We start from the raw sequence: 22287 nt of genomic DNA on the forward strand, positions 1-22287 counted from the left end.
TGGTCCCTAACAAACATTGTCGTCATTTGTTCGATTTGACCCCTGCGCCGGGATTGGCGCAAGGCCGCCTGCGGTGTAGACGAGGGCCGAAAACGACCGTTCCACCTGTCTGCTCAAGCTTTGGTCAATTGGCATGCCCGACCATCAATTCGTTCTGACCCTGTCCTGTCCGGACCGCCCCGGGATCGTCTCCGCGGTCTCGACGTTCCTGGCGCATAATGGCCAGAACATCCTGGACGCCCAGCAGTTCGACGACATCGAGACCGGCAAGTTCTTCATGCGCGTGGTGTTCACCGCGGCCGATCTCGCGGTCGGGCTGCCGGCGCTGCAGACCGGCTTTGCCGCGATTGCCGAACGCTTCGGCAATGGAATGGCAGATGCGCGATCGCGCCAGCCGCCGCCGGGTGTTGCTGCTGGTGTCGAAGTCCGATCACTGCTTGGTCGACATCCTCTATCGCTGGCGCACCGGCGAGCTCGAGATGATCCCGACCGCTATCGTCTCCAATCATCCGCGCGAGAGCTACGGTTCGCTCGATTTCGGCGATATCCCGTTCCATCATCTGCCGGTGACCAAAGAGACCAAGCGGCAGCAGGAAGACGCGGTCTGGAAGCTCGCCCAGGACACCAATACCGACCTCGTGGTGCTCGCCCGCTACATGCAGATCCTGTCGGACGAGATGTCGGCGCGGCTGTCGGGCCGTTGCATCAACATCCATCATTCCTTCCTGCCGGGCTTCAAGGGCGCCAAGCCCTACCACCAGGCGCATGAGCGCGGCGTCAAGCTGATCGGCGCCACCGCGCATTACGTCACCAGCGATCTCGACGAGGGCCCGATCATCGACCAGGACGTCGAGCGCATCAGCCATCGTGACACGCCCGAGGATCTCGTGCGGAAGGGCCGCGACATCGAGCGCCGCGTGCTGGCGCGGGCGATCCGCTACCATCTCGCCGACCGCGTCATCCTCAACGGGCGCAAGACCGTGGTGTTCGTGGACTGAGTTCACCCGGTTGCCGCGTTGACGGCGATGGTGTCGCGCTGCATCGAGGGGCCGCATGAAACTCATCCACATGAGCGACATCCATCTGACGGCGCCGGCGAGGACGATCTTCGGCCGTGATCCTCTTGCTGAATTTCGAGCGTGCGCTCGATCAGGTGCTTGCTGATCATCGCGATGCCGAGCTCATGGTGATTTCGGGCGATCTTTCCGATCTCGGCGACCTCGCGGACTATCAATTGCTGCGCGACCGCCTGAGCCGGTTTCCGATGCCTGTGCGGCTCTGTATCGGCAACCACGACCATCGCGAGACGTTTCTCAGCGTGTTTCCTGAATGCGCCGACGCGGACGGCTTCGCGCAGGGCGTTCATGACGCCTCGTTCGGCCGTTGCCTGCTTCTCGACACCTACGAGCCGCAGACCGCCGCGGGCAGCTTCTGTGGGACGCGCCAGGCCTAGCTGGAGCGGCAGCTATCGGAGCATGACGGTCCGTTCTTCCTGTTCATGCATCACAATCCATTCCCGACGCATATCACCCCGGTGGACCGGATCGGCCTGCTCGACGATGCCGCGTTTCGGTCGATCGTCGCGAAGCACCGGAGCAAGATCCAGCACATCTTCTTCGGTCACTGCCACATGGTGCTGAGCGGTTCGGTTGCCGGTGTCCCCACGACCTCGCTGCGCGGAACGAACCACGCCAGCTATCCCGTGTTCGCGGAGGTCTTGACCGTCGCCGAACTGCCCTATGGCGTCGCGTCCATCGGCGCGGACTACGTCACCGTGCATATGGTGAGTTCGGCTACCGCGGCGACATCCTCAGCGAGGATTCGCCCAGCCAGGCAGTCATTGGGTAGCGTTCTGCGCCGGCGCCGCGCCGGCCTGGCGTCGTCGCCGCGTTCCGCCGCCGGCATCAGGCGCTTGCGTTCCCGCTCCTGCATAAACTTGTCGTATTCGGGGGTGCCCCGCCGGGGTGGAGCGTCTGCGGGCAGACCGCCGGCCCAGGCCGGAATGTAGTCGGCCATACCGGCCGAGACCTTTTGGTTCACGGTGCTGCATCCCCCGAGTGCGCAGGCCGCGAGCACCAGGGCAATCAGGACAGGAATGTGGCGTCTGAGGATCGGCATTGGCGGTAGCATACAGCCCTGGTCTTTATGGATGATGATCTTGGGCGCGACCGTTCGGCTGCAATTGTGCTTGTTTGTTGACATTGGCGATTGATTTGCACGATCGTACAAATCAATCGAGCCAACGGAGGCCTGAGAGGCGAGAGCGGTTCTTGTTGGGGGCGTTGAGTTTCGGGGAATGATTCTGGTATCCTGATACTTGTTTCTGCACCGGGGCCGAATCGCGGCGCGCGCGATACACGTCCATCGTCCGATTGACAGAGGGCGCGGGGAAACGCCTTGTCGCGTTGCGGCTCGGCTGTGACATGCTTGGGTTAAAGTAAGGCAAGGGCCGGGCACTCGGCTCGACGCAGAAGAATGGAAGGGGGAGGGACGTCGATGTTCAATCGTCGCAAGATGTTGCTGTGGGGCGCTTCGGCCGTGCTTCCGGGTTTGTGCGCCAGCGTGCCGGCGTGGGCGGACGACGCCGTCAAGATTGGCCTGATCCTGCCGATGACCGGCGGCCAGGCCTCGACCGGCAAGCAGATCGATAATGCCATCAAGCTCTACATGCAGCAGAAGGGCGACACCGTCGCCGGCAAGAAGATCGAGATCATCCTGAAGGACGACGCCGCGGTGCCCGACAACACCAAGCGGCTCGCGCAGGAACTGATCGTCAACGACAAGGTCAATTTCATCGCCGGCTTCGGCGTGACGCCCGCGGCGCTCGCCGCGGCGCCGCTGGCAACCCAGGCCAAGATCCCGGAAGTCGTGATGGCCGCCGGCACCTCGATCATCACCGAGCGCTCGCCCTATATCGTGCGCACCAGCTTCACGCTGGCGCAGTCCTCCACCATCATCGGCGACTGGGCGGTCAAGAACGGCATCAAGAAGGTCGCGACGCTGACCTCCGACTACGCGCCGGGCAACGACGCGCTGACCTTCTTCAAGCAGCACTTCACCGCCGGCGGCGGCGAGATCGTGGAAGAGGTCAAGGTGCCGCTCGCCAATCCGGATTTCGCGCCGTTCCTGCAGCGCATGAAGGATGCCAAGCCCGACGCGATGTTCGTGTTCGTGCCGGCCGGGCAGGGCGGCAACTTCATGAAGCAATATGCCGAGCGCGGGCTCGACAAGAGCGGCATCAAGGTGATCGGACCCGGCGACGTGATGGACGACGACCTGCTCAACAACATGGGCGATGCCGCGCTCGGCGCGGTGACGGCGCATCTCTATTCGGCGGCGCATCCGTCCGCGATGAACAAGGATTTCGTCGCCACCTACAAAAAGGCATACGGCAACCGCCCCGGATTCATGGCGGTCAGCGGCTATGACGGCATCCATCTGATCTACGAGGCGCTGAAGAAAACGGGCGGCGCGACCGATGGCGACAAGCTGATCGAGGCGATGAAGGGCATGAAGTGGGAGAGCCCGCGCGGCCCGATCTCGATCGATCCGGAAACCCGCGACATCGTGCAGAATATCTATATCCGCAAGGTCGAGAAGGTCGACGGCGAGCTCTACAATGTCGAGTTCGCGACCTTCGAGGCCGTCAAGGATTCCGGCAAGACCCAGAAGTGACGCGCGAAAGCGCGTCATCCCGGGGCGCGCATTAGCGCGAACCCGGGATCTCGAAATTATTGCAGAAGATTTCGGGTTCAACGCTACGCATTGCCCGGAAATAAATGATGAGTGGCTGTCAGGATTCGTCATCTCTCCATGGCCTCTATTCTCACCAACCTGTTCGACGGCGTCGCCTACGGCATGCTGCTGTTTGTGCTGGCCTGCGGGCTTGCGGTGACGCTCGGGCTGATGAACTTCGTCAACCTCGCGCATGGCGCCTTCGCCATGGCCGGCGGCTATATCTGCGCCGTGCTGGTCAACAATTCCGGCTGGCCGTTCTTCGCTGGCTTGCCGCTCGCCTTTGTCGGGAGCGCCGTGATCGGCGTCGCGCTCGAGCGCACGCTGTACCGCCATCTCTATGCTCGCAGCCATCTCGATCAGGTGCTGTTCTCGATCGGCTTGGTGTTCATGTCGGTCGCGGCGGTCGACTACATCATGGGATCGTCGCGGGTCTTCATCAAATTGCCGGCGGCGCTGGAGGGGCAGATTGATCTGTTCGGCGTTGGCATCGGACGTTACCGGCTGATGATCGTCGTGATCTGCGGCCTGCTCACGCTCGCGCTGCAGCTGATCCTCGCCAAGACGCGGTTCGGCAGCCGCCTGCGCGCCGCGGTCGACGATCCGCGCGCCGCGATCGGGCTCGGCATCAACGTGCCGCAGGTTTTCGCCTTCACCTTCGCCTTCGGCTGCGGCCTCGCAGGGCTCGGCGGCGCGCTGAGCGCGGAGATCCTCGGGCTCGATCCGTACTTCCCGCTCAAATTCATGATCTACTTCCTGATCGTCGTCACCGTCGGCGGCTCTTCCTCGATCACCGGGCCGTTCCTTGCCTCGCTGCTGCTCGGCATCGCCGACGTCGCCGGCAAATATTACGTGCCCAAGGTCGGCCCCTTCGTGATCTACACGGTCATGATCGTGATCCTGCTTTGGCGCCCGAACGGCCTGTTCGGCCGCACCGCGGCGCGGTGAGCTCGTCATGACCGCGCTGTCCGACGTCTCCACTCACGCGATGGCCAGCGCGCGCTGGCGGATCAGCGAGGTCGCCTTCTGGGTGCTGGCGCTCGCCTGCGCGTTCCTGTTCCCGTCGCGCTATCTGATCATGACCGACATCGTGCGGCTTGGCCTGTTCGCGCTGTCGCTCGACCTGATCCTCGGCTATGCCGGTATCGTCTCGCTCGGCCACGCCGCATTCTTCGGCGTCGGCGCCTATTCGGCCGGCTTGCTCGCGCTGCACGGCATCATCAACGAGCCCGTCGTCGCGCTGGTCGCCGCCGGTTTCGTTGCGGCGGTGCTCGGCTTCCTGACCAGCTTCCTGGTCATTCGCGGCGTCGACCTGACGCGGCTGATGGTGACGCTCGGCATCGCGCTGCTGCTGGAAGCGCTCGCCGAACGCTTCTCGGATATCACCGGCGGCACCGATGGCCTGCAGGGCATCGAGATGCAGCCGATCCTCGGGCTGTTTGCCTTCGACATGTTCGGCAAGACCGGGTTCTTCTACTCGCTGATCGTGCTGTTCGTCCTGTTCCTGTTCGCCCGTCGCGTGGTGCATTCGCCATTCGGCCTGTCGCTGCGCGCAATCAGGAACAATCCGCTGCGCGCGGCCGCAATCGGCATACCGGTCAACCGCCGCCTGATCGCGGTCTACACGCTCGCCGCCTTCTATGCCGGGATCGCCGGCGCGCTGTTCACCCAGGCCACGGCGTTGGCCTCGCTCGACGTGTTTTCCTTCGAGCGCTCCGCCGACCTGATGCTGGTGCTCGTGATCGGTGGCACCGGTTATCTCTATGGCGGCCTGATCGGCGCCGTGGTTTTCAAGATGCTGCAGGAGGTGTTTCAGAGCATCACCCCGCAATACTGGCTGTTCTGGATCGGCCTCGTGCTGGTTGTGATCGTGATGGTCGGCCGCGCACGGATCCACCGCTGGGCGCTGTTCGTGCCGAACCTGATCATCGGCCAGTTCGCCGGCCGCAAGGCCGCCGCCGTGCCGGAGAGTGACCCGTCATGACGATCGCGCTCGAAACCCGTGGCCTCGACAAATCCTTCGGCGGTCTTCGCGTCACCCGCGACCTCTCGCTGAAGGTGATGCAGGGCGCCCGCCATGCGCTAATCGGACCGAACGGCGCCGGCAAGACCACCGTCATCAACCAGCTGACCGGCGTGTTGACCCCGAACAGCGGACAAATCCTGCTCGAGGGCAGCGACATCACCGGCCTCTCCGTGCACAAGCGGGTGCTCCGCGGGCTGTCGCGTACCTTCCAGATCAACCAGCTCTATCCCGACCTGACCCCGCTCGAGACCATCGGGCTTGCGGTCTCCGAGCGAATGGGCCGCGGCGGCGACTGGTGGCGGCGGATGGGGACGCGAAGCGACGTCAACGCCGAGATCGCCGAGATCCTGTCGCGCTTCCATTTGCTGGATGTGATGACCGAGCTCACCTCGACATTGCCCTACGGCAAGCAGCGCCTGCTCGAGATCGCGGTCGCGATCGCCGCGAAGCCGCGGGTGCTGCTGCTCGACGAGCCCGCGGCCGGCGTGCCCGAGAGCGAGCGCCACGATATCCTGGCAGCGGTCGCAGCATTGCCGCGCGACGTCACCGTGCTGCTGATCGAGCACGACATGGATCTCGTGTTCTCCTTCGCCGACCGCATCTCGGTGCTGGTCAATGGCGGCCTGCTCACCGAGGGCGCGCCCGACGAGGTCGCGCGCGATCCGCAAGTGAGGGCGGTCTATCTCGGCGAGGCGGCCGATGTCTGACCTGCTCTCCATCAAGGGCTTGCGCGCCGGATATGGCGAGGCGGTGGTGCTCCCCGACATGTCGCTGGCGCTTGCCGAGGGCCAGGTGCTGGCGCTGCTCGGCCGCAACGGTACCGGCAAGACCACGTTGATCAATTCGATCGTCGGCATCGTCAGGCGCCTCAGTGGCGGCGTCGCGCTCGCGGGCCACGACATCACGGCACTGCGGCCCGACCAGCGCGCCCGTGCCGGGATCGGCTGGGTGCCACAGGAGCGCAACATCTTCCGCTCGCTGACGGTGGAAGAGAACATGACCGCGGTGGCGCAGCCCGGTCCATGGACGGTCGAGCGGGTGTACGAGATGTTTCCGCGGCTGAAGGAGCGGCGCGGCAATTTCGGCAACCAGCTGTCCGGCGGCGAGCAGCAGATGCTGGCGATCGGCCGCGCGCTGACGCTAAATCCGAAAGTGCTGCTGCTCGACGAGCCGACCGAGGGCCTCGCGCCGATCATCGTTGAGGAATTGTTAAAGGCGATCGGAACCATCACGCGCTCCGGAGGCATCTGCTCGATCATCGTCGAGCAGAATGCACAAAAGATTCTCGGGCTCGCCGACCGCGTTGTGATATTGGAACGCGGGACGATCGTGCACGATGCCGCAAGCAGCGCGCTCAAGGCCGATCCCTCCGTCCTCGAGCGCCATCTCGGCGTCGCCGGGACCAAAAAACACTGACGCCCTCAGGGAGTTGACCATGCAACGAACCAAGCCACCGTTCCGCGCCGACGAGGTCGGCAGCCTGTTGCGTCCGCCGAAGATCAAGGAAGCGCGCGCCAGGCTGGAGAAGGGCGAGATCTCGGCCGACGACCTGCGCAAGATCGAGGACATGGAGATCGAGAAGGTCGTGCACAAGCAGGCCTCGGTCGGCCTGAAGCTTGCGACCGACGGCGAGTTCCGCCGCTCCTGGTGGCACTTCGATTTCCTCAGCCACCTCACCGGCTGCGAGCTGTTCCACCCCGACATGGGCATCCAGTTCGCGGGCGTGCAGACCCGGCACGACGCCATCAGGGTGATCGGCAAACTGGACTTCCCCGATCATCACCCGATGCTCGATCACTTCAGGTTCCTGAACAAGTACGCCGACCAGGCGCATGTCACCCCGAAGATGACGATCCCGTCCCCGGCGGTGCTGCACTTCCGCGGCGGCCGCAAGCTGATCTCGAAGGAGGTCTATCCCGACCTTGAGGAGTTCTACCAGGACCTCGGCAAGACCTATCGCAAGGCGGTGAAGGCGTTCTACGACGCCGGTTGCCGTTACCTGCAATTCGACGACACGGTGTGGGCCTATCTGTGCTCGCAGGAGGAATTGCAGAAGTCGCGCGACCGCGGCGACAATCCCGATGGCCTGCAGGAGATCTATGCCCGCGTCATCAACTACGCGATCGCCGATCGTCCTTCCGACATGGTGATCACGACGCATGTCTGCCGCGGCAATTTCCGTTCGACCTGGATTTCCTCCGGTGGCTACGAGCCGGTCGCCGAGACCATGCTGGCCGGCACCAATTACGACGGCTATTTCCTCGAATATGATTCCGATCGTGCCGGCGGCTTCGAGCCGCTGCGCTTCCTGCCCAAGGGCAACAAGGTCGTGGTGGTCGGCGTCATCACCTCGAAGTTCGGCGAGCTCGAGAAGAAGGACGACATCAAGCGGCGGCTGGAGGAAGCATCGAAGTTCGCGCCGATCGAGCAGCTCGCAGTGTCCCCGCAATGCGGCTTCGCCTCGACCGAGGAGGGTAACATCCTCTCCGAGGAAGAGCAGTGGGCCAAGCTCAGGCTCGCGGTCGAGGTCGCGAACGAGGTGTGGGGGAAATAACCTCGCCTCTATCGTCACTGCGAGGAGCAATAGCGACGAAGCAATCCATCTTTACTTATGTGGGGGCATGGATTGCTTCGCTTCGCTCGCAATGACAGGCAGAGGGCAACGTTTCACTGCTCCGCCAGATAGACCTCGCCGAGCAGCGAGGAGTTCGACCACGGCACTTGCTTGCCCTTGGTCGCGGCGACGACCTCGGCGCGGACCCGCGTCAGCATCTGCTGCACCTCGAGGCCGGGCGTGCCGACATGGCGCGACAGCGCCGCGGAGAATGGGCTGTTGGCGCCTTCGCCGTCGAGCGCGACCTGGCCCGGCGCGGTCGCGAACGCGATCAGCGTGCCGGCGCCGAGCGTCGACCCCGATCCGAGCGAAGCCGGCGCGGCAAGGCCGGAGCCGGCCTCGATGCCGCGGCTCGGGCCTGCGGATGCCACTTGCGGCGCCATCGGATTGTTGCGGCAGGCATCGAGGATCAAAATGTTGGTGCGGATCTGATCGTCGAGGCCGGCCATGATGGTGTCCATGTCGACCATCGCGTCGGTCATGCGGCCTCCCGGCTTGAACTCGATATCGACCGGCACGAGGTAGTTGCGGCCGTCGACCTGCACGCCATGACCGGCGTAGTAGACCACGGCGATCTGCGACCGCGCCGCCTCGCGCAGGAAGTCATGGATCGTCTTCTGCATCGCGTCGCGATCGAGATCGAGGCCTTCGGAGACGGTGAAGCCGATGTCGCGCAGGCTCCTGGCGATGGCACGCGCGTCGTTGGGCGGATTGGGCAGCGCCTTCACATGCGCATAGGCGCCGTTGCCGATCACCAGCGCGACGCGCCGGCCGCTTGCCGTGGCCTGCACGCGTGCCGCGGGTGCGGCCGGAGCTGCTGCCGCGGGCGCCGGTGCGGGCGCGGGGCTGTTCTCGGCGGCAGGCGCCGCCGCGGTCTTGCGCGGCGCCGCGTCGGCCTCCTTCAGCAGCGCGAGCCGCACCTTGGCGGTGGCCTGGTTGGCCTTGCTGCCGGCGTCGGAGGCCTGGCCCTCGAGCACCGCGGCGTAGTCCTCCTTGGCGTGCGCTGCATCGCCCTTCGCCTCATAGGCGAGGCCGCGCTGGGTGTAGGCCGAGATCAGCACGCTGCCGGGCGGCGTCATGATGTTGACGGGCGCTTTCGCCTTCGCGAGCCGGATCGCTTCTGAGGTATCCGCAATCGCGCGCGCGATGTCGCCCTTGGCGCGCCAGATCACGGCGCGGCTGATCAGCGGCTGCGGCAGCGACGGGTCGATCCTGACGGCCTCGTTGATGTCGGCGAGCGCGCCGTCGAGATCGCCGAGCGCCTGCTTCGAGGCGCCGCGGTTCTGATAGGAGAAAGCCGACTTCGGACCGGCCTTGATCGCGGCGTCGTAGTCGGCGATCGCCTTGGCGTAGTCGCCCTTGCCGCGATAGGCGTTGCCGCGGTTGTGAAAGATGATGCCGCTCGGCGGCCCCATGCGCAGCGCGTCGTTGAAGTCGGCAATCGCGATGTCGTACTCGCCTTTGTCGTAATAGGCCGAGCCGCGCAAATTGTAGACGGCAGTGCTCGGCTTCAGGCGCAGCGCCTCGGTGGCGTCAGCGATCACTTGCGCATAGTTGCCTTTCTTGTTCCAGCCCACCGCGCGCCAGAAATAGATCGTCGCGAGCTTCTCGCCGGAAAACACCCTCAACGCGATGATCTTGGTGCAGGCGTCGATCATCTGGTCGGCTGGCGTGGTGTCGGTCGTGCAGAGCGGGCCGAGCTGGGAGCGCGCCTGGGCGAAGGAGGGCGCCGACCACAGGATGGCCGCGAGCAGGCAGGGGATCAGGAGCAGTCGGCGCATTGGTCATCCGGGGGTAGGGCCGTCACGGTGGTCGGCGGCGGCGAGGCGGTCCAGGAGGCTATCCATGACTGTTTGGTGATCGGCCGTGGAGGGGGGTTCAACTGGTGGGAAAATGGTGATAAGACCCGCTGTACACTATCTCTGCCCACTTTTGTCCCACTGGGCGCTGCCCACTCCAGGCACCATGAAGAACGACGAAATCCTCAGTCAGATCACGGATTTCTGCCGTCACTCCGACATGGCGGAGACGACATTCGGCCGCCGTGCCGTCAACGACGGCAAGCTGGTGCACCGGCTGCGCGAGGGCAAGCGCATCACCATCGATACGCTCGACCGCATCAATGCGTTCATTGCGACCTCGACGCCGGGGGGCGTGGCGCCGCCGCGGGGGCTCGTGGTGCCGCCGGAAAAGCGCGATCCGAGGGGTAATTTTCGCTTTTTCGAGAACCGGCAGCGCTATCTGCTGTTCGTGCACACCTGCAGCGAGAAGCGGGTGATCGCCGACCGGGTCGCGCTCGAACTGGCCGCGATACACCCGCGGCCGCCGGCGCTGCGGGTGTTCGATGCCGGGATGGGCGACGGTACCGTGCTGGCGCGGGTCCTGCGTGCCATGCATGGCCGCTTCCCACATATGCCGTTCTATGTCGCCGGCAAGGAACTGAGCCTGGAGGACGTCCGCCTCACCCTCGACAAGGTGCCCGATCGCCTGTTCGAGCACCCGGCGAGCGTCTTCGTGTTTACCAACATGTATTACGCCGAGGCGCCCTGGCTGACGCCCAAGAACTCCGCGGCGGCCGCCAGCATGATCTGGCACGAGGTGGCCCTCCGCGGCGCGTCTTCCGGCGAATTCGAGACCCAGATCGCGGAACTCGGTCCATTCCTGGAGCAGAACTGGCGCGCCAATCTCAGCCCCGGCAATGCGATGCCGATCTATGAGCGGCCGGTGGCGCTGGTGCTGTACCGGGACGATCACCGGTTCCTGCTCGATTCCATCATTCCTCGCGCCGGCCGCACCGAGGCCAATTTCGACCTGGTGATCGCCTCGCAGCCCTATCGGGCCAAATCCTCGGTGAATTTCCGCGCCAAGCGGATCATCGCGCCGCTCGCCCGCGCGCTGCGCGGCGGCGGACGGCTGATAGGAATCCACTCCCACGGAAGCGATCCCGGACTTGAAATCATTCAAGCCGTCTGGCCCGGAGAAAATCCTTTCGCCGTCAGCCGTCATGAGATACTGCGCGCGGTGAAATACGAGTTGGGCTCGGCCGGCCGCGAGCTGAACTTCAACGCCTACGCCGATAACCGTTCGATCTTCCGATATGATATGGAAGCGCTGCCTAATGAGGTGACCGGCTCGATCGGAACCTCGACCGCCTTCGCCGCCTGGAACGCAGCAGTGTATGTCGCGCAGATCGAAGATGAGCGGTTGACTGAAACGACCGAAAACGGACGAGCTCTCGAGGCCACACGCGAGGTTCTCCGCAAACACAACGGGCTTTGGTTTTACGACGAATCCTACGTCATCTCGCGGCGACGAGACTGACATTCCGGGGACATATTCACCAACCAACGTCGGACTTCGACGAAACAAGGGGTTTGCTTGATGCGCGCGTCTTATCTCTTCACCAGCGAGTCGGTCTCGGAAGGCCATCCGGACAAGGTTTGCGATCGCATCTCGGATGAGATCGTCGATCTGTTCTATCGCGAGGGGCCGAAGGCGGGCATCGACCCGTGGCAGATCCGCGCGGCGTGCGAAACGCTCGCGACCACCAACAAGGTGGTGATCGCCGGCGAAACCCGCGGCCCGGCTTCGGTGACCAACGAGCAGATCGAGGGCGTGGTTCGCTCTGCGATCAAGGACATCGGCTACGAGCAGGACGGCTTCCACTGGAAGACCTGCGATATCGAGATCCTGCTGCATCCGCAGTCGGCCGACATCGCGCAGGGCGTCGACGCGCTGCAGCCGGGCGAGGTCAAGGAAGAGGGGGCCGGCGACCAGGGCATCATGTTCGGTTACGCCACCAACGAGACGCCGGACCTGATGCCGGCGCCGATCTTCTACGCCCACAAGATCCTGCGGCTGATCTCCGAAGCGCGCCACTCCGGCAAGGAGAAGGTGCTGGGTCCGGACTCCAAGAGCCAGGTCACCGTGCAGTACGAGAACGGCAAGCCGGTCGGCGTTCGCGAGATCGTGGTGTCGCACCAGCATCTGGTCGAGGACCTCTCGTCCAGCCAGATCCGCGACATCGTCGAGCCCTATGTGCGCGAGGCGCTGCCGAAGGAGTGGATCAACGGCAAGACGATCTGGCACATCAATCCGACCGGCAAGTTCTTCATCGGCGGACCCGACGGCGACTCCGGCCTGACCGGCCGCAAGATCATCGTCGACACCTATGGCGGCGCGGCCCCGCATGGCGGCGGTGCGTTCTCCGGCAAGGATCCGACCAAGGTCGACCGCTCGGCCGCCTATGCCGCGCGCTATGTTGCCAAGAACATCGTCGCGGCCGGTCTCGCCGACCGCTGCACCCTGCAGCTCGCCTACGCGATCGGCGTGGCGCGTCCGCTGTCGATCTACATCGACACCCACGGCACCGGTAAGGTGTCGGAGGACGAGCTCGAGAAGGCGGCAGCCAAGGCGATGGATCTGACGCCACGCGGCATCCGCAGCCATCTCGATCTCAACCGCCCGATCTACGCGCGCACCTCGGCCTACGGCCATTTCGGCCGCACGCCGGACAATGAGGGCGGCTTCTCCTGGGAGAAGACCGATCTCGTGGAGCAGCTGAAGCGCGCGCTGTAATGCTCTTACCTCGCCCCGCTTGCGGGGAGAGAGCATAGGCCGCCTTAGGCGGCCGTACTTGATGTGAACGCCGAAGCAAAGCTTCGGCTATCCACGAAGTGGCGGGTGAGGGGGACTCTCCGCGAATTCAGTGCGCGGATGGAGCCCCTCACCCCAACCCTCTCCCCGTAAGAACGGGGAGAGGGAGTAGGCCGCGCCGCAGGGCGGTTGGCTCGCTTTGTTACTGACACGCTGAACACACCGACCAGGAAAACAACATGAACGCCCCCACGAAGCCCGGCTTCACCGACTACATCGTCAAGGACATTGCGCTCGCCGATTTCGGCCGCAAGGAGATATCGCTGGCCGAGACCGAGATGCCCGGCCTGATGGCCACCCGCGAGGAGTTCGGCCCCAAGCAGCCGCTCAAGGGCGCGCGCATCGCGGGCTCGCTGCACATGACGATCCAGACCGCCGTGCTGATCGAGACGCTGGCTGCGCTCGGCGCCGACATCCGCTGGGTCTCCTGCAACATCTATTCGACCCAGGATCACGCCGCTGCCGCGATCGCCGCCGCCGGCATTCCGGTGTTCGCCGTGAAGGGCGAGACGCTGACCGAGTATTGGGACTACACCGCAAAACTGTTCGACTGGCATGGCGGCGGCACGCCCAACATGATCCTCGATGACGGCGGCGACGCCACCATGCTGGTGCATGCCGGCTACCGCGCCGAGCAGGGCGACACCGCCTTCCTCGACAAGCCGACCTCCGAGGAAGAAGAGATCTTCTACGCGCTGGTCAAGCGCCTGCTGAAGGAGAAGCCGAAGGGCTACTTCGCCGAGATCGCCAAGAACATCCAGGGCGTTTCGGAAGAGACCACCACGGGCGTGCATCGCCTGTACGAGATGGCCAACAAGGGCACGCTGCTGTTCCCGGCGATCAACGTCAACGACAGCGTCACCAAGTCGAAGTTCGACAACCTCTATGGCTGCCGCGAGTCGCTGGTCGACGGCATCCGCCGCGGCACCGACGTGATGCTGTCGGGCAAGGTCGCGATGGTCGCGGGCTTCGGCGATGTCGGCAAGGGCTCGGCCGCCTCGCTGCGCCAGGCCGGCTGCCGCGTCATGGTCTCCGAAGTCGATCCGATCTGCGCGCTGCAGGCGGCGATGGAAGGCTATGAGGTCGTGACGATGGAAGACGCAGCTCCTCGCGCCGACATCTTCGTCACCGCCACCGGCAACAAGGACATCATCACCATCGAGCACATGCGCGCGATGAAGGATCGCGCCATCGTTTGCAACATCGGTCACTTCGACAACGAGATTCAGATCGCTTCGCTGCGCAATCTGAAGTGGACCAACATCAAGCCGCAGGTCGACGAGATCGAATTCCCCGACAAGCACCGCATCATCATGCTGTCGGAAGGACGCCTCGTGAACCTCGGCAATGCGATGGGCCATCCGTCCTTCGTGATGTCGGCCTCGTTCACCAACCAGACGCTGGCGCAGATCGAGCTGTTCGCCAACAACAAGGACGGCAAGTACGCCAAGAAGGTCTACGTGCTGCCGAAGACGCTCGACGAGAAGGTCGCGCGCCTGCACCTCGCCAAGATCGGCGTCAAGCTGACCGAACTGCGCAAGGACCAGGCCGACTACATCGGCGTCAAGCAGGAAGGTCCGTACAAGTCGGATCACTACCGCTACTGAGCAGCGAGCACTGCGATCGAAGATCTGAAAGCCCCGGCATCGTCCGGGGCTTTTTGCTGTGCGTCGATGCAGACGAGCCTCTCCATTCGCCAGGATCACGACCGGGGATAGTTCACGCGATGTCATCACCCGCTTTCGTCAAAGTGGGCGATCCAGTATTCCAGAGACAGCAGTGCTTGAGCCGAGTGGCCGCGGTGCACATTTTCCCTTGGAGCAGAAGCGCAGCGTGCGATTGATCGTTCAGCCTTGTTCCGCTCGATCGGTCAGACTAAGTTTGCGGGCGCCTTTGAGTGCTGACAGAGATTGAGAGGCATTATCGATGGGATTAGCGCTGAACGTAGCTGTTTTGCTGCGCGAGTGGCTTTTGCTTCACAAGGCAGAAGGTCCGGTAGCAACGCTTGGAGTGATGGACTGCGGATTCACCGAAAAGACTTTCCTCAAGGCGATCGAGAAGCTTTCGCTTTGGCCTTTAGGCGACCGTCCGATGGATGCGAGACGCTACTTCGAATTCTGCGGCGGGCTCAAAGATGTTTCGAGCATCGATCTGAGCAAATATGAAGGTGCCGACTACGAGTTTGACCTCAATCACGACGTCGTTCCGTCCGAACTGGTCGGCCGGTTCGGCGTCGTTCTCAACGGCGGCACGCTGGAGCATGTCTTTCACGTTCCTAACGCGCTTACCAATATCACTCGCATGCTGAAGCCTGGCGGTATTGCCCTTCATATCCTGCCAATGAGCAATTGCGTAGATCACGGTTTTTATCAGTTCAGCCCGACGCTGATGCTCGACTACTACGCCGCAGCAAAGTTCGATCTACTGCATTCGGCCTCGCTTCATTTCACACCTCGGGAAAACAGATGGCAGGTCAGGCCCGCTCTGCTCGGCTCTTATGGCGAAGGCCTTATCGGAACCTTCGACAACAAAATCGCCTTTCACCTATTCGCTGCCAGAAAGCGGGCAGATTCTCTGGACCGCGCGACTCCGACCCAAAGTCTCTATGGCCGAAAGTTCGTCGATCAACATCACCCCTCTGACATGCTCCCATGGTTCAGTCCGTTCGAGTTGGAAGCTGGCCGCCGAATCTCAAAGCGGACTATCGAGTTGCCAATCTCATCATTTGCAGCGAACGGCGGCTTCATGTGGGGCGCCACCTTGCCTGACGCTATTCCGCGAGGGGACGACAGCGAGACTCCAATCGGCTCACCTCTTGCTGTCTTCGAAGACGGTAAAGCTGTTGGGGCCACCGCACTCCGCACACGACACAATCCAGAAGATCGGCCGTGGAGCATATTCGCATTGGGGCAACGCGCTTTTCTTCTCAACCAGCGATGGAAGCGACCCCAATTCGAATGGCAGACGATATGTCTGCAAGCTCTAGCTAACAGCCGGCCGGTAGTACTTGATAAGATCGTTGTGGCCCCAGCAATTGATGTCTCTGTCGCATTTGCTCGACACCTTGCCGATCTCACTTGAATGCTGGGAAGGACCGAAGGACTCAACGGAAGCAGAAGCTGCTTGAAAATCGCTGAAGGTGATCATCACTGATCTCATCGGCGGGTTCATATGGGTGGCCGCTAAGATCATAGCTGATGGATCGTTGTCGGATGATGCCCGCAGAATCCCCCAGGGAAGCGCTTTGCCAAAATATCGAAAACAACCCCGTGCAAAGTGGCCGTGGAGGCGACGTTCGACCAAGCCCCTTGACACGTCGGGCAACTCACGGGTAGTTTTCCATTATTCCGAAATGCCGCTGACGCGACGGCCCCTGGAGGCGTTTGGCATTAGCGTGTCTCTCTAACCGACGTTTTCACGTCGTCATGGCCTACAGCCATATGCGATAGCTCTGCCCGCAAGGGGCAGGGGAGCCATTGTGCTCACCTCACAGGCATCCTGACGCTTGCACCGTGCCGTGTCCCGGCTGTCGCGCGATATCAGCGGTGGCGATACCACGCCTGCGCTCGCGGCAACGATCAGGGCCGATAACAACGTACTCGCCGCCTCGACAAAGATGATCTTCCGGACGAACGGCGCGGCATTCACGGATCAGTACGAAAACGAGATCGTCCGCTTCCAGCCGACGGCCGCTTCATCAGGTCAGACCACCAACTATATCGACTTCATCAACGCGATTGCGGGCAGCGGCTCACCGTCTCCGGTAATCGCGGCCACCGGCATGGATGCGACCGTCGGCATGGACTTCCAGACCACGAACCGGGGCAGCTACAATTTCTACAATCTGTCGCACACGCGGCTGCTGGCTCGCATCGCCGATATCGGCGGCTCGTCTTCCAACGGAAACACCATCATCATCAACGGCAACGATTCAGGTGCAGCTCCTTCAGTGGCAGCCGGCGGTGTCGACACCAACGTCAATCTGGGTCTGACCCCAAAGGGCAGCGGGATCGTCATCAGCGCTGCCGCGATCCAATTGAAAACCTATACGGTGGCGACGCTGCCAACCTGCAATGCGAGCATCACGGATTCGCTGGCTGCAGTCAGCGATGCTGCATCTCCAACCTACAACGGCGCGCTGACCGGCGGCGGTGCGGTGCACGTCCCGGTCTACTGCAGTGGGTCGGCGTGATCGTCGCATTGAGAAAGACAGCACATGCCATCAGTCGACGAGCCGATCACAACCAGCGAAGGATATCATTCGCTGCTGCCGCGCAGCCGGCGTCGACATGCTCGATCTCGACGCGACGCTGGCGCAGATCGGGCTGTTCGCCCCAAGGACGGCAAGTAGGCGGAGAAGGTCTATGTGCTCCCGAAGGCGCTCGACGAGAAGGTCGCCCGCCTGCACCTCAGCCAAGCTGACCGAGCTGCGCAAGGACCAGGCCGACTATATCGGCGTCAAGCAGGAACGTCCGTACGGGTCGGATCGCTACCGCTACGGAGCCGCGGCCGACACCGTCGATGATCTGAAAAGCCCCGGCATCGTCCGGGGCTTTTTGCCGAGCTGGTGGAACCGGCAGCATGCGTTGTTTCGCGAGATACGCGGGCGTGGGGGAATCGCCAGAGGTTAATGTCGGATTAACCGGCAGCGCCTAGGCTTCCGGGTTCGAGGCTGCAGCGGAGGACTTGTTCCCATGGAAGCCCAGAAGATTGCGGTCGACGCCGTGGTCGCGCTGACCGATTGCGACCGCGACGCGGTCGTCGCCTTCATCCGCAAGCTCTACCTCGCCGGCGTCCGCGACCCCAAGCGCTTGACCTTCAAGAGCCTGCAAGCGCTGCGGGCGTGAGTGTTGCCGCGGCGTCATTGCGAGCCAACGGGTCGCGCGAACGCGCGCCCGATGACAGGCTCCGCGAAGCAATCCATAGTGCCGCAAGTGTCATCACCCGCGCATGTGGGCGATCCGATCTTCCGGAGGCGCCAGTCCTTGAGTCGACAGGCCGCGGCGTTTCTCGCACGTCGTCTCGGCGAAAGCCGGACCCATACGCCGCAGCAGTCGGTGTTGATGAGACTCGTCGCCCCAGCATCGCATAACAATTTGTATTTGGGGTGATGGATCCCGGCCTTTACGAGTGATGCGGCCCGCTGGATTCCGGGTTCTCGCTTCGTGAGTCCTCAGATGCGCAATTGCGCACCGGCGAATGACGAGGAGAGAATCCGCATCACTCCGGCTTCCGCACTGTGCCGTGCCCGAGCTGCCGCGAGATATCGTGTGCACAATCGCGCAGCGCGGTTGCGATCGCGCTGTCCCAGCTGGCGTCGAAGGTGCCTTCCGGGCCCATCGCGGTGATGACCAGGGCGACGTGGCCGGCGTGATCGAACACCGGCGCGGCGAAGGCGTTGACGCCGGGCAGAGGATCGCCGATGGCGCGTGCAAGGCCGCGGCTGCGGACCTCGGCGAGCAGTTCGGTGGTTTTCGCGTCCGCCGGCGCACGCTTCGGATTGTAGCCGACGCCGAGCCGATCGAGGCCGCTGTCGAGCGCCGTCCTGATCGCGTTCGGCGGCATGAAGGCGGCGAAGGCGCGGCCGGTGGCGGTCTCCAGCAGCGCCACCACGGACCCGACGCGCATGGCGATATGCACGGGATGGCTCGGCTCCTCGAGCCGCACCACGGTGGCGCCATGGGTGCCCCACACCGACAGCGACACCGCGTGATTGATGCTGTCGGCGAGCGCGGCGATCTTCGGCGTCGCGATCCGCACCGCGGATTGCCGTCGCAGGCTAATCAGGCCGAGCTCGAGCGCGAGCGCCCCGATCTCGTAACGGCCGGTGGTCTCGTCCTGCTCGATCAGGCCGATACGGGAAAAGCTGACGAGATAGGGATGCGCCTTGGCCGGCGGCATGCCCGCCTCGCGGGCGAGATCGCGCAGCATCATCGGCTCGCCGCTGCGGGCGAGCGCGCGGAGCAACTCTCCGCCGACTTCGATCGATTGTATGCCGCGGCTTTCTCTCGTCATGGGGCCTTGTTTGCGTTCGTCGTTTCGCACTTAGCAGGAAACGAGGCAGATCGTGAAGCGGCACGAGCAATCGTGGCGCGTCGTAATCCGTCTCTGTCCGTCATCCTGAGGTGCGAGCTCTCGCGAGCCTCGAGGATGCACCGGCCCGGCTAGTGGCCGTCGACCCTTCGAGACGCGCGCAAGAGCGCGCTCCTCAGGGGGACGGGACGTAGTTCATGCCGTGCTTCCCTAAGCCGCAACCCCCGCGATGTGCTTGCCTGCGATATAGCCGAAGGTCAGCGCGGGGCCGAGCGTGATGCCGGCGCCGGGATAGTTGCCGCCCATGATGCTCGCCATGTCGTTGCCGGCGGCATAGAGGCCTTCGATCGGCTGGCCGTCGGCATCAAGCGCGCGGGCATTGGCGTCGGTGCGGATGCCGGCATAGGTGCCGAGATCCCCGATCACCATCTTGATGGCGTAGAACGGCCCGTGCTGGATCGGAGCGATGCAGGGATTGGGCCCGTGCAGCGCATCGCCCTGGTAGCGGTTATAGGCGCGCGTGCCCTTGCCGAAGGCGGGATCGCGACCTTCCGCGGCGGTTGCGTTGAACGCAGCGACGGTGGCCTCGAGCGCCCTGGCGTCGATGCCGGCCTGCGCGGCAAGCTCGGCCAGCGTCGCGCCGCGTTTCAGATAGCCGGTCTTGAGATGATGGCCCAGCGGCATCGGGCGCGGCGGCACGCAGCCGAGGCCGTATTTGCGCAGCGTCTCGTGATCGCAGACGAGGTACGCCGCGATCTCCTCGCCGGGCTTCGCGGCCTTGATCATCGCCTGCACGAAGTCGTGGTAGGAATTGCCTTCATTGGCAAAACGCTTGCCGTCGCGCATGACAGCGATCACGCCGGGCTTGGCGCGATCGATGAAATGCGGCATCACGCCCGTCGAGCCGTCCTTGCGCGTGGTGACCGAGACCGGCACCCAGGCTGCGGCATTCGGCAGCGAGTCATCGACGCGGCCGCCGACGGATTCCGCAAGCCGCAGGCCGTCGCCGGTGTTGCCGGTCGGCCCCGGCGAATAGTGTTCTTTTCCGGTCGGCGCGTGCGGAAACATCTTCTGCCGCCGCGGGACGTCATGCGGGAAGCCGCCGCAGGCGAGCACCACGCCGCGTCTGGCTTTGACGCGGATGGTGCGGCCTTCGCGCACCACGACCGCGCCGCGCACCACGCTGTTCTCGACGATCAATTCGCGCACCGGCGAATTGAGCCAGAGCGGGATTTTGAGGTCGAAGGCGGATTTCGCCAGCCGTCCGGCCAGCGCATTGCCATTGGTCAGGGTCATGCCGCGGCCGTTGCGCATCACGTCGACGGCGTGCTTCGACAGCCGCTTGGCGACATAGGCTGCCGAGGTCAGCGACCGCGTCGCGCGCATGAAATGCACGATCTCCTTGCCGGAGCCGAGCATCATGCCGAACACGGTGAGCTCGGGCAGGGGGCTGCCGAGATCCTTGAGGGCAGGCCCGAGCTCGTGGGCGTCGAACGGCCGCGTCACCATCGAGCGGCCGCCCTGCGCGCCGCCGGGCGCTTCGGCGTGATAGTCCGGGAAGGTCAGCGGCATGTCGAAACGAACAGCGGTGCTGGTCGTGAAGAAGTCGACCGCCTTCGGCCCTTCGGTCAGGAACGCATCCACGCGGGCGGCGTCGAAGCTGTTGCCGGCCTCGTGGCGCAGATAGGTTTTTGCCTGCTCGGGGCTTTCCTCGATGCCCCAGGCCTTGGCCAGCGAGGTGCCAGGAATCCACAGCCAGCCGCCGGAGCGCGCGGTGGTGCCGCCGAACCGTGGCTCCTTCTCGACAACGAGGACATTCAGGCCGTGATGGCCGGCGGTGACCGCTGCCGACAGCCCGGCGCAGCCTGTGCCGACGACCAGCGCGTCGCAGTCATACGTTTCTTCGTTGGCCACGCGAACGGTCCTATTTCTTGAGCAGTGGGCACTTGGACTCGGAGACCGGGCGGAAAGCGTCCTCGCCCTTCACCGTCTTGATGATTTCAAGATAGTCCCACGGCTCCTTGGATTCCGAGGGCTTCTTCACCTTCGCCAGATACATGTCGCGGATGACGCGGCCGTCCTCGCGCAGCTTGCCGCCATGCACGAAGGTGTCCTCGATCGGCAGCTCGCGCATCTTGGCCATCACCGCTTTCGGATCATCGGTGCCGGCGGCCTGGATCGCCTTCAAATAGTGCAGCACCGAGCCATAGACGCCGGTCTGGATCATGGTCGGCATCACGTTGGTGCGGGCGTAGAATTTCTTCGACCAGGCGCGGGTCTTCTCATCCATGTTCCAGTAGGACGCCGTCGTCATGTAGGTGCCTTGCGCGGCGTTGAGCCCGATCGCATGCACGTCGGTGTCGAACATCAGAAGGCCGACCAGCTTCTGGCCGCCCTGCACGAGGCCGAACTCGCCGGACTGCTTGATCGAATTGTCGGTGTCCTGGCCTGCATTGGCGAACGCCACCACGTCGGCCTTGGAGCTCTGCGCCTGCAGCGCAAAGGAGGAGAAGTCGGCCGTGTTGGTCGGATGCCGGACGCTGCCGAGCACCTTGCCGCCCATCTCGTTGATGAAGCGCGTCGCATCCTTCTCGAGCTGCTGGCCGAAGGCGTAGTCCGCGGTGATGAAGTACCAGGACTTGCCGCCCTCCGCGATCACCGCCGAGGCGGTGACCTTCGACAGCGCATAGGTGTCGTAGGTGAAGTGCACGGTGTTGGGGCTGCACAGCTCGTCGGTCAGCGAGCTCGCGCCGGGTCCGGACAGCAGCGCGATCTTGTTGCGCTCGCGCACCATGTTGTGCACGGCGATCGCAATCCCGGAGTTCGGGATGTCGACGACGGCGTCGACCTTGCCGTTGTCGAACCAGCCGCGCACGATCTGGACGCCGACATCGGTCTTCATCTGATGGTCGGCCGAGATGATCTCGATCGGTTTGCCGAGCACGGTGGGACCGAATTCCTCGACCGCCATCTTGGCCGCTTCGACCGAGCCCGGGCCGGAATTGTCGCGCCCCCAGCTCGACAGGTCGGTCAGCACCCCGATGCGCACGACGTCATCGGAAACCTGGGCGTGCGCGGCCGTGGTCATCGCCGCGAGAATGGCTGCCGCCAAAAAATGTCTCATCATTCCTCCTCTGGATGTCCGCATTCTCAGGCGGAGTACCCGCGATTAGGAATTATCTAATTAGTTTGTCAATAACGAATTATAGGTGTGGGAATGTTG

The 22287-nt window shown here is 63.8% G+C and carries 18 protein-coding genes and 3 pseudogenes; 15 read left to right on the forward strand and 6 right to left on the reverse strand.

Annotation, left to right across the window (positions count from 1 at the left end; genetic code table 11):
- Nucleotides 1-133: 133 nt before the first annotated feature.
- Nucleotides 134-998, forward strand: a pseudogene (purU, locus tag ACVWW1_RS03055) (formyltetrahydrofolate deformylase).
- A gap of 116 nt (nt 999-1114) precedes the next feature.
- Complete coding sequence (locus tag ACVWW1_RS03060; RefSeq protein ID WP_456654811.1) at nt 1115-1453, forward strand: metallophosphoesterase; 339 nt, start codon at nt 1115-1117, stop codon at nt 1451-1453.
- 12 nt (nt 1454-1465) lie between these two features.
- Here the strand turns inward: ACVWW1_RS03060 and ACVWW1_RS03065 are convergent, their stop codons facing one another.
- The gene (locus tag ACVWW1_RS03065; protein WP_456654812.1) at nt 1466-1690 is read right to left on the reverse strand and encodes a hypothetical protein; all 225 of its coding nucleotides are present in this window, start codon (nt 1688-1690) and stop codon (nt 1466-1468) included.
- Nucleotides 1691-1887: 197 nt separating this feature from the next.
- A pseudogene (locus tag ACVWW1_RS03070) lies at nt 1888-2118 on the reverse strand (hypothetical protein); the annotation flags it as partial.
- A 378-nt stretch (nt 2119-2496) separates the two neighbouring features.
- On the opposite strand from ACVWW1_RS03070, the gene ACVWW1_RS03075 reads away from it, so the two are divergent.
- The 6 genes from ACVWW1_RS03075 (at nt 2497) to ACVWW1_RS03100 (ending at nt 8315) form a co-directional block, all read left to right on the forward strand.
- A complete protein-coding gene (locus tag ACVWW1_RS03075) occupies nt 2497-3675 on the forward strand; it encodes an ABC transporter substrate-binding protein (RefSeq protein WP_456654813.1) in 1179 nt (392 codons plus the stop codon).
- A gap of 138 nt (nt 3676-3813) precedes the next feature.
- The gene (locus ACVWW1_RS03080; protein ID WP_173637654.1) at nt 3814-4683 is read left to right on the forward strand and encodes a branched-chain amino acid ABC transporter permease; all 870 of its coding nucleotides are present in this window, start codon (nt 3814-3816) and stop codon (nt 4681-4683) included.
- Between the two features lie 7 nt (nt 4684-4690).
- Complete coding sequence (locus ACVWW1_RS03085; RefSeq protein WP_456654814.1) at nt 4691-5719, forward strand: branched-chain amino acid ABC transporter permease; 1029 nt, start codon at nt 4691-4693, stop codon at nt 5717-5719.
- On the forward strand, nt 5716-6468 hold the full coding sequence (locus ACVWW1_RS03090) for an ABC transporter ATP-binding protein (protein ID WP_207831283.1): 753 nt from the start codon (nt 5716-5718) through the stop codon (nt 6466-6468). Before ACVWW1_RS03085 ends, ACVWW1_RS03090 begins: the two co-directional genes overlap by 4 nt.
- Entirely contained in the window at nt 6461-7177 is a 717-nt protein-coding gene (locus ACVWW1_RS03095; protein ID WP_456654815.1) for an ABC transporter ATP-binding protein, read from the forward strand. The genes ACVWW1_RS03090 and ACVWW1_RS03095 overlap by 8 nt, the downstream gene beginning before the upstream one ends.
- Nucleotides 7178-7196: 19 nt before the next feature.
- On the forward strand, nt 7197-8315 hold the full coding sequence (locus ACVWW1_RS03100; RefSeq protein ID WP_456654816.1) for a cobalamin-independent methionine synthase II family protein: 1119 nt from the start codon (nt 7197-7199) through the stop codon (nt 8313-8315).
- A 113-nt stretch (nt 8316-8428) separates the two neighbouring features.
- Here the strand turns inward: ACVWW1_RS03100 and ACVWW1_RS03105 are convergent, their stop codons facing one another.
- Complete coding sequence (locus ACVWW1_RS03105) at nt 8429-10156, reverse strand: caspase family protein (protein ID WP_456654817.1); 1728 nt, start codon at nt 10154-10156, stop codon at nt 8429-8431.
- Between the two features lie 184 nt (nt 10157-10340).
- Here ACVWW1_RS03105 and ACVWW1_RS03110 point away from each other — a divergent pair, with 184 nt between their 5' ends.
- The 7 genes and pseudogenes from ACVWW1_RS03110 to ACVWW1_RS03140 all read left to right on the forward strand — a co-directional run bounded on the left by ACVWW1_RS03110 (nt 10341) and on the right by ACVWW1_RS03140 (nt 17878).
- Nucleotides 10341-11696, forward strand: a complete 1356-nt coding sequence (locus tag ACVWW1_RS03110; RefSeq protein ID WP_092115496.1) for a hypothetical protein — start codon at nt 10341-10343, stop codon at nt 11694-11696.
- 60 nt (nt 11697-11756) lie between these two features.
- Nucleotides 11757-12953 carry a methionine adenosyltransferase gene (metK, locus tag ACVWW1_RS03115; RefSeq protein WP_092115495.1) on the forward strand — a complete coding sequence of 399 codons (1197 nt, stop codon included), beginning with the start codon at nt 11757-11759 and terminating at the stop codon, nt 12951-12953.
- A 257-nt stretch (nt 12954-13210) separates the two neighbouring features.
- A complete protein-coding gene (ahcY, locus tag ACVWW1_RS03120) occupies nt 13211-14638 on the forward strand; it encodes an adenosylhomocysteinase (protein ID WP_092115494.1) in 1428 nt (475 codons plus the stop codon).
- 319 nt (nt 14639-14957) lie between these two features.
- Nucleotides 14958-16112 carry a hypothetical protein gene (locus tag ACVWW1_RS03125; RefSeq protein WP_456654818.1) on the forward strand — a complete coding sequence of 385 codons (1155 nt, stop codon included), beginning with the start codon at nt 14958-14960 and terminating at the stop codon, nt 16110-16112.
- 436 nt (nt 16113-16548) lie between these two features.
- On the forward strand, nt 16549-17223 hold the full coding sequence (locus ACVWW1_RS03130) for a hypothetical protein (protein WP_456654819.1): 675 nt from the start codon (nt 16549-16551) through the stop codon (nt 17221-17223).
- Nucleotides 17224-17385: 162 nt separating this feature from the next.
- Nucleotides 17386-17530 (forward strand): annotated as a pseudogene (locus ACVWW1_RS03135) (adenosylhomocysteinase); the annotation flags it as partial.
- 195 nt (nt 17531-17725) lie between these two features.
- Nucleotides 17726-17878, forward strand: a complete 153-nt coding sequence (locus tag ACVWW1_RS03140) for a hypothetical protein (RefSeq protein ID WP_212015752.1) — start codon at nt 17726-17728, stop codon at nt 17876-17878.
- A gap of 373 nt (nt 17879-18251) precedes the next feature.
- On the opposite strand, the gene ACVWW1_RS03145 is transcribed toward ACVWW1_RS03140, so the two are convergent.
- From ACVWW1_RS03145 to ACVWW1_RS03155, 3 genes are all read right to left on the reverse strand, one after another.
- Complete coding sequence (locus ACVWW1_RS03145) at nt 18252-19046, reverse strand: IclR family transcriptional regulator (protein ID WP_456654820.1); 795 nt, start codon at nt 19044-19046, stop codon at nt 18252-18254.
- A 228-nt stretch (nt 19047-19274) separates the two neighbouring features.
- On the reverse strand, nt 19275-20978 hold the full coding sequence (locus ACVWW1_RS03150) for an FAD-dependent oxidoreductase (RefSeq protein WP_456654821.1): 1704 nt from the start codon (nt 20976-20978) through the stop codon (nt 19275-19277).
- A gap of 10 nt (nt 20979-20988) precedes the next feature.
- Nucleotides 20989-22191: an ABC transporter substrate-binding protein gene (locus ACVWW1_RS03155; protein WP_456654822.1), complete on the reverse strand. Its 1203-nt coding sequence runs from the start codon at nt 22189-22191 to the stop codon at nt 20989-20991.
- Between the last annotated feature and the right edge of the window lie 96 nt (nt 22192-22287).

This window comes from Bradyrhizobium sp. JR3.5, assembly GCF_054057015.1.

Excerpts from the sequence above, each read along its gene's own strand:
- ACVWW1_RS03075 (WP_456654813.1), top strand. The coding sequence starts at position 2,497 with ATGTTCAATCGTCGCAAGATGTTGCTGTGGGGCGCTTCGGCCGTGCTT.
- ACVWW1_RS03080 (WP_173637654.1), top strand. The coding sequence starts at position 3,814 with ATGGCCTCTATTCTCACCAACCTGTTCGACGGCGTCGCCTACGGCATG.
- ACVWW1_RS03085 (WP_456654814.1), top strand. The coding sequence starts at position 4,691 with ATGACCGCGCTGTCCGACGTCTCCACTCACGCGATGGCCAGCGCGCGC.
- ACVWW1_RS03090 (WP_207831283.1), top strand. The coding sequence starts at position 5,716 with ATGACGATCGCGCTCGAAACCCGTGGCCTCGACAAATCCTTCGGCGGT.
- ACVWW1_RS03095 (WP_456654815.1), top strand. The coding sequence starts at position 6,461 with ATGTCTGACCTGCTCTCCATCAAGGGCTTGCGCGCCGGATATGGCGAG.
- ACVWW1_RS03100 (WP_456654816.1), top strand. The coding sequence starts at position 7,197 with ATGCAACGAACCAAGCCACCGTTCCGCGCCGACGAGGTCGGCAGCCTG.
- ACVWW1_RS03105 (WP_456654817.1), bottom strand. The coding sequence starts at position 10,156 with ATGCGCCGACTGCTCCTGATCCCCTGCCTGCTCGCGGCCATCCTGTGG.
- ACVWW1_RS03110 (WP_092115496.1), top strand. The coding sequence starts at position 10,341 with ATGAAGAACGACGAAATCCTCAGTCAGATCACGGATTTCTGCCGTCAC.
- metK (WP_092115495.1), top strand. The coding sequence starts at position 11,757 with ATGCGCGCGTCTTATCTCTTCACCAGCGAGTCGGTCTCGGAAGGCCAT.
- ahcY (WP_092115494.1), top strand. The coding sequence starts at position 13,211 with ATGAACGCCCCCACGAAGCCCGGCTTCACCGACTACATCGTCAAGGAC.
- ACVWW1_RS03125 (WP_456654818.1), top strand. The coding sequence starts at position 14,958 with ATGGGATTAGCGCTGAACGTAGCTGTTTTGCTGCGCGAGTGGCTTTTG.
- ACVWW1_RS03140 (WP_212015752.1), top strand. The coding sequence starts at position 17,726 with ATGGAAGCCCAGAAGATTGCGGTCGACGCCGTGGTCGCGCTGACCGAT.
- ACVWW1_RS03145 (WP_456654820.1), bottom strand. The coding sequence starts at position 19,046 with ATGACGAGAGAAAGCCGCGGCATACAATCGATCGAAGTCGGCGGAGAG.
- ACVWW1_RS03155 (WP_456654822.1), bottom strand. The coding sequence starts at position 22,191 with ATGATGAGACATTTTTTGGCGGCAGCCATTCTCGCGGCGATGACCACG.